General features: G+C 68.4%; 9 protein-coding genes and 1 tRNA gene. 4 read left to right on the top strand and 6 right to left on the bottom strand.

What is annotated here, in order from left to right:
• The first annotated feature begins 67 nt into the window (after window positions 1-67).
• Window positions 68-141 (top strand) — tRNA-Gln (locus VJS38_RS13605).
• A 214-nt stretch (window positions 142-355) separates the two neighbouring features.
• Here VJS38_RS13605 and mscL read toward each other — a convergent pair.
• The 4 genes from mscL to VJS38_RS13625 all read right to left on the bottom strand — a co-directional run bounded on the left by mscL (window position 356) and on the right by VJS38_RS13625 (window position 4817).
• Window positions 356-766, bottom strand: coding sequence for a large-conductance mechanosensitive channel protein MscL (gene mscL / locus VJS38_RS13610; RefSeq protein WP_324088689.1), 411 nt, complete (start codon window positions 764-766; stop codon window positions 356-358).
• A 327-nt stretch (window positions 767-1093) separates the two neighbouring features.
• Entirely contained in the window at window positions 1094-2125 is a 1032-nt protein-coding gene (locus tag VJS38_RS13615) for a 2-oxoadipate dioxygenase/decarboxylase family protein (RefSeq protein WP_324088690.1), read from the bottom strand.
• A gap of 22 nt (window positions 2126-2147) precedes the next feature.
• Window positions 2148-3677, bottom strand: a complete 1530-nt coding sequence (locus VJS38_RS13620; protein ID WP_324088691.1) for an aldehyde dehydrogenase family protein — start codon at window positions 3675-3677, stop codon at window positions 2148-2150.
• A 21-nt stretch (window positions 3678-3698) separates the two neighbouring features.
• Entirely contained in the window at window positions 3699-4817 is a 1119-nt protein-coding gene (locus VJS38_RS13625; RefSeq protein WP_324088692.1) for a saccharopine dehydrogenase family protein, read from the bottom strand.
• A 115-nt stretch (window positions 4818-4932) separates the two neighbouring features.
• On the opposite strand from VJS38_RS13625, the gene VJS38_RS13630 reads away from it, so the two are divergent.
• The 3 genes from VJS38_RS13630 to VJS38_RS13640 all read left to right on the top strand — a co-directional run bounded on the left by VJS38_RS13630 (window position 4933) and on the right by VJS38_RS13640 (window position 6431).
• A complete protein-coding gene (locus tag VJS38_RS13630) occupies window positions 4933-5364 on the top strand; it encodes an Lrp/AsnC family transcriptional regulator (protein ID WP_324088693.1) in 432 nt (143 codons plus the stop codon).
• A gap of 193 nt (window positions 5365-5557) precedes the next feature.
• Window positions 5558-5908 carry a hypothetical protein gene (locus VJS38_RS13635; RefSeq protein ID WP_324088694.1) on the top strand — a complete coding sequence of 117 codons (351 nt, stop codon included), beginning with the start codon at window positions 5558-5560 and terminating at the stop codon, window positions 5906-5908.
• Between the two features lie 58 nt (window positions 5909-5966).
• Window positions 5967-6431 carry a hypothetical protein gene (locus VJS38_RS13640; protein WP_324088695.1) on the top strand — a complete coding sequence of 155 codons (465 nt, stop codon included), beginning with the start codon at window positions 5967-5969 and terminating at the stop codon, window positions 6429-6431.
• 64 nt (window positions 6432-6495) lie between these two features.
• Here the strand turns inward: VJS38_RS13640 and VJS38_RS13645 are convergent, their stop codons facing one another.
• Window positions 6496-6681 carry a hypothetical protein gene (locus VJS38_RS13645; protein WP_324088696.1) on the bottom strand — a complete coding sequence of 62 codons (186 nt, stop codon included), beginning with the start codon at window positions 6679-6681 and terminating at the stop codon, window positions 6496-6498.
• A gap of 79 nt (window positions 6682-6760) precedes the next feature.
• Window positions 6761-7039, bottom strand: a 279-nt coding sequence (locus tag VJS38_RS13650; RefSeq protein WP_324088697.1) for a hypothetical protein, incomplete at its 5' end; no start/stop codon positions are given.

Here is a 7039-nt window from a genome sequence, read left to right on the forward strand (position 1 = left end):
GCATCCGCAAAGGCGCTGCGCTATCTCCACCGCCTCGCGAGGGGGAGCCCCTCTGCGCCGTTCCTGCTGGGGAATGGTGTAATGGTAACACTGCGGTTTTTGGTACCGTCATTCTAGGTTCGAGTCCTAGTTCCCCAGCCAAGCTCTCCAAAGCTCATAAAAATCAAGCCCGTTAAGGCAGGAGATCATCGGGCGAATCCCTGGAAGGACGCGCCCGTTCTGAACTCACGATCCGGTCGAGATCGCGCGGGGCTTTATGGCGCTCTGTAACCGGCCAATGACATTCGTCGCGGTCGGGCGTGAGCCCCTGGTTCGACTGAGGCGACGTTGCGGTAATGCAACGGTCGCTGGAACCTCAGGACCTGCTGCGGAGCGCGCCCAGGATGTCTTCCAGCAGCGCCTCGGTGCGGGTGGGAGCCGGCGGGGCGGACGGGGCCTTGGCTTCCTCGCGGCGCAGCTGGTTGATCGCCTTGACCAGAATGAAGACCACCAGCGCGATGACGCCGAACTGGATCACGGTATTGATGAAGGCGCCGTACTGGATGGCGACCTCGGCCTTCTTGGCGAGCGGATCGGCGGCCTTGAGCACGATCTTCATCTGCGAGAAGTCGATGCCGCCGGTGACCAGGCCGATGGGCGGCATGACGACCTGATCGACCAGGCTCGAGACGATCTTGCCGAAGGCGCCGCCGATGATGACGCCGACCGCCAGGTCCACGACGTTGCCCCGGGCGATGAACTCCTTGAATTCGCTGACGAACGACATGAGGGTTTTCTCCCGACTGCAGGGGCTGGGGATCCGGCCCGTCCGCGGCGGACCTCCACCGTCCGCACCCTGCTCCTGCGAATCGGTGTTAGGCCAGCGCAAAGCGCAGCTTTCGCGATTGCGCTTCCAACGCCCGAAGGCAGCGGTTCAGGTGACGAGGCGTCGGCCAGAATTGGTTGGGGCTCGCTGATGCGGGCGAGTGGGTCCCCTTCACGGCAATACTTAACGCACCGCGCGCGCCGATCCGCGAGCGCCGTTATGTCCGCGGCGGGCGGACGCGCGCGATGACGGTTTGTCGCTGCGACGATGGCGCCACGTCGACTGGGCTCAGACCGTGGCGGTCATCTTGAAGATGCCCTGGGCGTTGGCGCTGTCGAAGGCCAGGTCCAGCGTCACGCCGTCCTGCGGCTGGTCGAGCAGCTCGCGGGTGATGAACTCGTAGAAGGAGCCGGGAACCAGGCGGTGCACGGTGCGGGCGCCGTCATGGAACTCCCGTTCGACGGGATCGGCCTTGAAGGCGGTCTGGCGCACGCGACCGCTGGCGGAGCGCTCGACCGCGGGCTTTATCGGCCGCCCGAGCCGGCGCTGGGCCTCGGAGAGGGAGTCGACGTCGGCCACCCGGTCTGTGGCGTGATTGAAGGCGAACCCTTCGGTGGCGATCCAGGCGGCCTCGGGAGACTCGGCGAGAAGCGCCTGGTAGGCGAGCAGGGACGGGACGTCGTGCCAGCGGCCGAAGGCGGCGACCAGGGTCGGCAGCGCCTTGCGCGCCAGCTCCAGCTCGCAGGCGCCCTCGTGCGCCAGCTGATCCAGCGCGGCGACCGCGGTCTCGTCGAGCGGATCGCGGGTCGAGCCGAAGACGTGTTCGGCCACCGCCTGGAAGGCCGGGGAGAAGCGTTCGACGTGCAGCTCGCTGACGAAGAACTGTGGCACGTCCTGCGGCAGGTCGCGGTGGCGATAGCCGCGTCCGGTCATCATCAGCCGCTCCAGCGGATAGATGCCTGCGACCTCGTAGCCCAGCGGCCCCAGGATGCGGGCGAAGGCCAGATGTCCTGCGGGCAAGGCGCCGGTCGGCCCCGAGGGCAAGGTGACGGTGCGTATCGCCCCGTGGTCGAGCAAGATCTTGCCGCCGTCGGCGCGGACCGCATCGACGTAGGCCGCGCCGGTGGGGGCGCGCTCCAGAAGGCCGTGGAACAGGGCGGCGTTGAGCGCCATGGCGCAGGCCGCGCGCGAGACGGTCGGCCCGTCGTTGTCGCGCAGGGCCTCGGGCAGGACGAGGGTGTCCAGGGCCTCGCGGGCGGCGGCGGCGCCTAGGGCGCAGCAAACAAGGGATTCGAGCTGGCGGAAGCCTTCGTCGGACACGGCGGCCCTCCCTAATGATCAGTCAGAGGTCGAAGCGAACGCCCTGAGCCAGCGGCAGGGTGCGGCCGTAGTTCAGGGTGTTCGTGGCTCGCCTCATATAGGCCTTCCAACTGTCGGAACCGGCCTCGCGGCCACCGCCGGTCTCCTTTTCGCCGCCGAAGGCGCCCCCGATCTCGGCGCCGGACGGGCCGATGTTGACGTTGGCGATGCCGCAGTCCGACCCGCGCGTGGAGATGAAGAGCTCGGCCTCGCGCATGTCGTTGGTGAAGATAGACGACGAAAGGCCCTGGGCCACGTCATTCTGCAGTCCGATGGCCTCGTCCAGCTCGCGGTACGGCATGACGTAGAGGATCGGCGCGAAGGTCTCGCGCCGGACCACCTCGGCCTGGACGGGGATCTCGACGAGGGCGGGGCGGACGTAATAGGCGCCGGGCGCGCTCTCGACCCGTTCGCCGCCCGTGACGCGGCCGCCGGCCTCGCGGGCGTCGGCCAGCGCCCGCTGCATGGCCTCGAAGGCGGCCCCGTCGATCAGCGGCCCCACCAGGGTCTCCGCGCGGCGGGGATCGTCCACGGGGACGGAGGTGTAGGCCGCCTTCAGGCGCCCGACGAACGCCTCGTAGCAACTTTCGTGCACGAACAGGCGGCGCAGGCTGGTGCAGCGCTGGCCCGCGGTGCCCATGGCTGCGAAGGCCGCGCCGCGCAGGGCGAGGTTGAGATCTGCGGAGGGCGCGACAATGGCGCCGTTATTGCCGCCGAGCTCCAGCAGGGCGCGGGCGAACCGCTGGGCGAGCCTCGGCCCCACCGCGCGGCCCATGGCGGTCGAGCCCGTGGCGGAGACCAACGGAACCTTCGGATGGTCGACGAGCGCCTCGCCGACCTCGCGGCCGCCGATGACGACGGCGGACAGGCCCTCCGGCGCGCCGGGGAAACGGGCGCAGGCGCGCTCGAACAGGGCCTGGACGGCGAGGGCGGCGAGCGGGGTCTTTTCGGACGGCTTCCAGACGCAGGCGTCGCCGCAGACGAGGGCGAGGGCCGCGTTCCAGGACCAGACCGCGACGGGGAAGTTGAAGGCCGAGATGATCCCGACGACGCCGAGCGGATGCCATGTCTCCATCATCCGGTGGTCCGGCCGCTCGGTGGCGAGCGTCAAGCCGCACAGCTGGCGCGAGAGGCCTACCGCGTAGTCGCAGATGTCGATCATCTCCTGCACCTCGCCCTCGGCCTCGGAGACGATCTTGCCCGCCTCCAGGGTGACGAGGGCGGCCAGGTCGGGCTTGGCGGCGCGCAGTTCCTCGCCAAACAGGCGCACCAGCTCGCCGCGGCGGGGGGCGGGAACGTCGCGCCAGGCGAGGAAGGCGCGGTGGGCGCGCTCGACGGCGGCGGCGACTGCGGCCGACGAGGCGTCGTGAACGTGGGCGATGGTCTCGCCGGTGATCGGCGAGCGCACCGGGCGCGAGCCGCCTGTGTGAAGCGCGGGCGCGACGCCCAGCCGGGCGAGCAGGTCGGCGGCTGGGCCGGCGGCGGTGGGCGTCTCGATTCGGGCGTGGGGCATGGTCGCAGGCTTGGAAGCTGATCAGGCGGCGGCGCGAGATGCGGCGGCCGGAGGGGTCGCCGCGGCCGGAGCATAGACCGTTCCGAACCGGTTCTGCAGAAAAGCCGGCAGGGGGATCTGCTCCTGGCGCACGAAGCCGCGTTGCGGGAGGACGCCCTCGGCCAAGAGGTCCAGCACGGCGCAGATGGCCGAGGCGGTGGTGATCTGGATGGCGCTGCGCAGCTGCCCCTGCAGAGGGCCAGCGTAGATCTTCTGGGCGTAGGTTTCCTGGACCAGGCGGCCGGCGCGTTCGCCGCTGACGCTGGCGTAGACGACGACCACGTCCTGCAAGGTGGCCGGCAGGGCGTTCTCCAGGATGTCCTTGAGCACGTCCCGGCGCTCGCGCAGGCGAAGGTCGTTGAGCAGGGCCTTCATGATGGCGGCGTGGCCGGGATAGCGGATGGTCCGGTAGCTGAGGTTGCGCACCCGCCCGGCCAGGGTCTCGCAGAGGGTCCCAAGCCCGCCCGACGTATTGAAGGCCTCGTAGACGACGCCGTCGAGGGCGAACTGCTCGAGATCTTCCAGCGGCTGGGTCTGGCGCAGCACGCCGTCCACGATGGCTTCGCAGGGCTCGCAGTACTCGTTGATCAGGCCGTCGGTGCTCCAGGTGAGGTTGTAGTTGAGCGCGTTGGAGGGGAATTGAGGCAGGGCGCCGACGCCCATCTTCACATCGAGCAGGGTGTCGAAGCGGGTCGTCAGGTCGTGGGCGACGATGGAAATGAAGCCGGGCGCGAGCCCGCACTGGGGGATCAAGGCGGTGTGGGCGCCCTCGGCGATCGCCTTGATGATCCGTGTCGCGGCGACATCCTCGGTCAGGTCAAGGTAATGGACGCCGGCCGCCGCGGCGGCTTGGGCGATCTGGGCCGTGACCTGGTAGGGCAGGGCGCCGAGCACGGCGAAGGCGCCCTTCGCCAGCGCCGCGAGCTCGCCTGGCGAATTGACGTCGACCAGTTGACGGGCGACCGAGGCGGACGCGTCCAGGCGCTGCAGGGCGGGCAGCGAGTTGTCGGCGACCACCACCGCGTAATCGCCGGTTCCACCCAGCAGGTCAGCGATGGCCGAGCCAATCTTGCCCGCGCCGAGGACCACGACCTTGCGCATCGCTTCCTCCTGAAACTTCAGGCGGAATCATCAAGCCGAGGCGTGGCGGATCACAGTGGCGGAACCGTCGAATTGCGGGATAAATTCTGGCAGTTCGCCGAGGAGACTTGGCAAGATGCCGCTGGACGCCATCGACCAGAAGCTGATCGCCGCGCTCAGGCGCAACGGCCGGGCCTCGACCGCCCAGTTGGCGCGGCTGGTAGGTCGTTCGCGGACCACGGTGCAGGCGCGCATCGAGCGGCTGGAACGGGACGGCGTCATCATCGGCTATGCCGCGCGCCTGGCGCCGGAGCGCGAGCAGGGCGCGGTGCGCGCCCATGTCATGGTCAAGGTCGAGCCGAAGAAGGAGGCCGCGGTCGGGGCGGCCTTGCGCGGCATGGACGAGGTGAGGGTGCTGCATACTGTCGCGGGCGTGTTCGACATGATCGTCGTCGCCGCCGCCGACACCGTCGGCCAGATCGAGGGCGTGATCGACCGGATCGGCAACCTGGAAGGTGTTGAACGGACGACGTCTTCCATCATCCTGTCAACCAAGCTGGACCGCTGAATTCGCCGAGCCGGGCCGGCGGAGACTTCACGCTCGAAGCGCGGATCCTCGCGAATAGTTAGGCTTGCAACCTCAGGGACGCCGCCGTTAACCATAAAAACCTATTGGCGTAAACGCTAACTTATGTTTAAGGTTACCGGTCGGTTAAGCTTAATCCTGGCTTAATCGCACCTCAGCAGGCTTGGAGGGGTTTATGGAAAAGGAACTGCGCGTTCAGCGCATCGGGGCGAAGGTCCATGCTGTCGAACGCAGCATCGACGACACGCTCGCGCTTGCCGCCGAACTGATGATCGAGATGCGCGGCGCCGCCGGCGAGATGAATCTGGCCGCCGAACTAACGGACAGCACCTACGGGAAACTGTTGGAAGCGATGACGACCATGCAGTCGGCCCGCACCAGCATGGTGTCGACGCACCGTCGCCTGGACACCATCCGCGAGGCGCTTGGGCTGCGCACGGTCGGGCTCCTGTCGCCGGGCAAGGGCATGATCGATGACGCGGAAGCCCCGCGCATGGAAGCCCAGGTCACCCGTCTGCACGGCTGATCGCTTGGTGAAAGCTTAAGGACTGTGTGCTTCTGCTGAACGCGGAGGCGCACAGTTCATGCAGACCTATCCGCTTATGGCGGCGGAATATGTGGTGATGGCGGCCTGCGCGACCTTCGCCTACAAGCAAGGCGATCGCGCGGAAAAGCTTGGTGCGGCTTGGTTCGGGATGAATTTGGCCGTCAACATCGCCACTAGCGCCTTCGGACTCGGCCGCGACGGAGCGGTCATTTACCTGGTTGAGGATGGCGTTTTTGCAGTCGGCCTGCTGCCGATGGCGATGATTTTCGTCAGCTACTGGATTGGCCTGGTGACTCTGATCGCCGCCGCCTTGTTCAGCCTCGAAGCCCTTTATCTTCTGAACGATTGGCCCCTGGACCTCACGTATGCGTGGGTCAACAACAGTTTGTGGCTGTCGGTGCCCCTGGTGTTCCTGAGCGCGGGCGGCGCCAAATGCGTCAAGAAGAGGCGCGAGGCTCGCAGGCTTCAGGCGGAAGCGGCCGAGGCTCCCGTCGCGGCCTAAAGGCTGACCTCGACGGAACGGGCGCGATGTCCTCGGGCCCGGGCTGAACGCTTGCGCCGTGGCGTCAGCGGCCCCGCTGGGTCTTGCTCACCACGACGCCGACGCCCGCGCCGACGGCGGCCCCTACGGGACCCGCGACCACGAGGCCCGCCGCCGCGCCGGTGGCGGCGCGCTGCTCGGTGTTGTGGCCGCAGGCGGTCAGCGCAAGCGCTGCGGCGCCGACGGCGAGGCATGTGATGGACTTGCGCATCGATCCCCCAGTGACGATCCAGGCAGCTTGAGCATGGAATTCGGTCAAGAATCTGGCGGTCCGGTGTGATGCGCCGCCGCTATTCGGCCGCCAGCCTCAGGGTCTCGGTGAGCAGGTCGGCCAGCGCCAGGCAAGCGACCCGGGCTTCCGGACGGTCGATGCGGGCCAGGGCGCAGAGCGCCGCCCCGATCTCCGAGGCGCAGGCTGGGCGGTCGGGATCGGCGAAGCCGCGGGCGAAGGCGGCGCGGGCGCGCTCGGCGTGGGCTGCATAGCCGAGATCGTCGAGCGCGCGCAGGTTGGTCAGGAAGCGGCCGCGGGGGCTGGCGGCGAACGCCGCCGCGCGCGTCAGCGCCGCTTC

It is taken from the genome of Phenylobacterium sp., from assembly GCF_035276905.1.
In the GTDB taxonomy this organism is placed as follows: Bacteria; Pseudomonadota; Alphaproteobacteria; order Caulobacterales; family Caulobacteraceae; genus Phenylobacterium.

Bases quoted from the DNA above. Each gene is read 5' to 3' on its own strand.
- VJS38_RS13630 (WP_324088693.1), top strand. From the start codon at position 4,933: ATGCCGCTGGACGCCATCGACCAGAAGCTGATCGCCGCGCTCAGGCGC.
- VJS38_RS13620 (WP_324088691.1), bottom strand. From the start codon at position 3,677: ATGCCCCACGCCCGAATCGAGACGCCCACCGCCGCCGGCCCAGCCGCC.
- mscL (WP_324088689.1), bottom strand. From the start codon at position 766: ATGTCGTTCGTCAGCGAATTCAAGGAGTTCATCGCCCGGGGCAACGTC.
- VJS38_RS13625 (WP_324088692.1), bottom strand. From the start codon at position 4,817: ATGCGCAAGGTCGTGGTCCTCGGCGCGGGCAAGATTGGCTCGGCCATC.
- VJS38_RS13635 (WP_324088694.1), top strand. From the start codon at position 5,558: ATGGAAAAGGAACTGCGCGTTCAGCGCATCGGGGCGAAGGTCCATGCT.
- VJS38_RS13645 (WP_324088696.1), bottom strand. From the start codon at position 6,681: ATGCGCAAGTCCATCACATGCCTCGCCGTCGGCGCCGCAGCGCTTGCG.
- VJS38_RS13640 (WP_324088695.1), top strand. From the start codon at position 5,967: ATGCAGACCTATCCGCTTATGGCGGCGGAATATGTGGTGATGGCGGCC.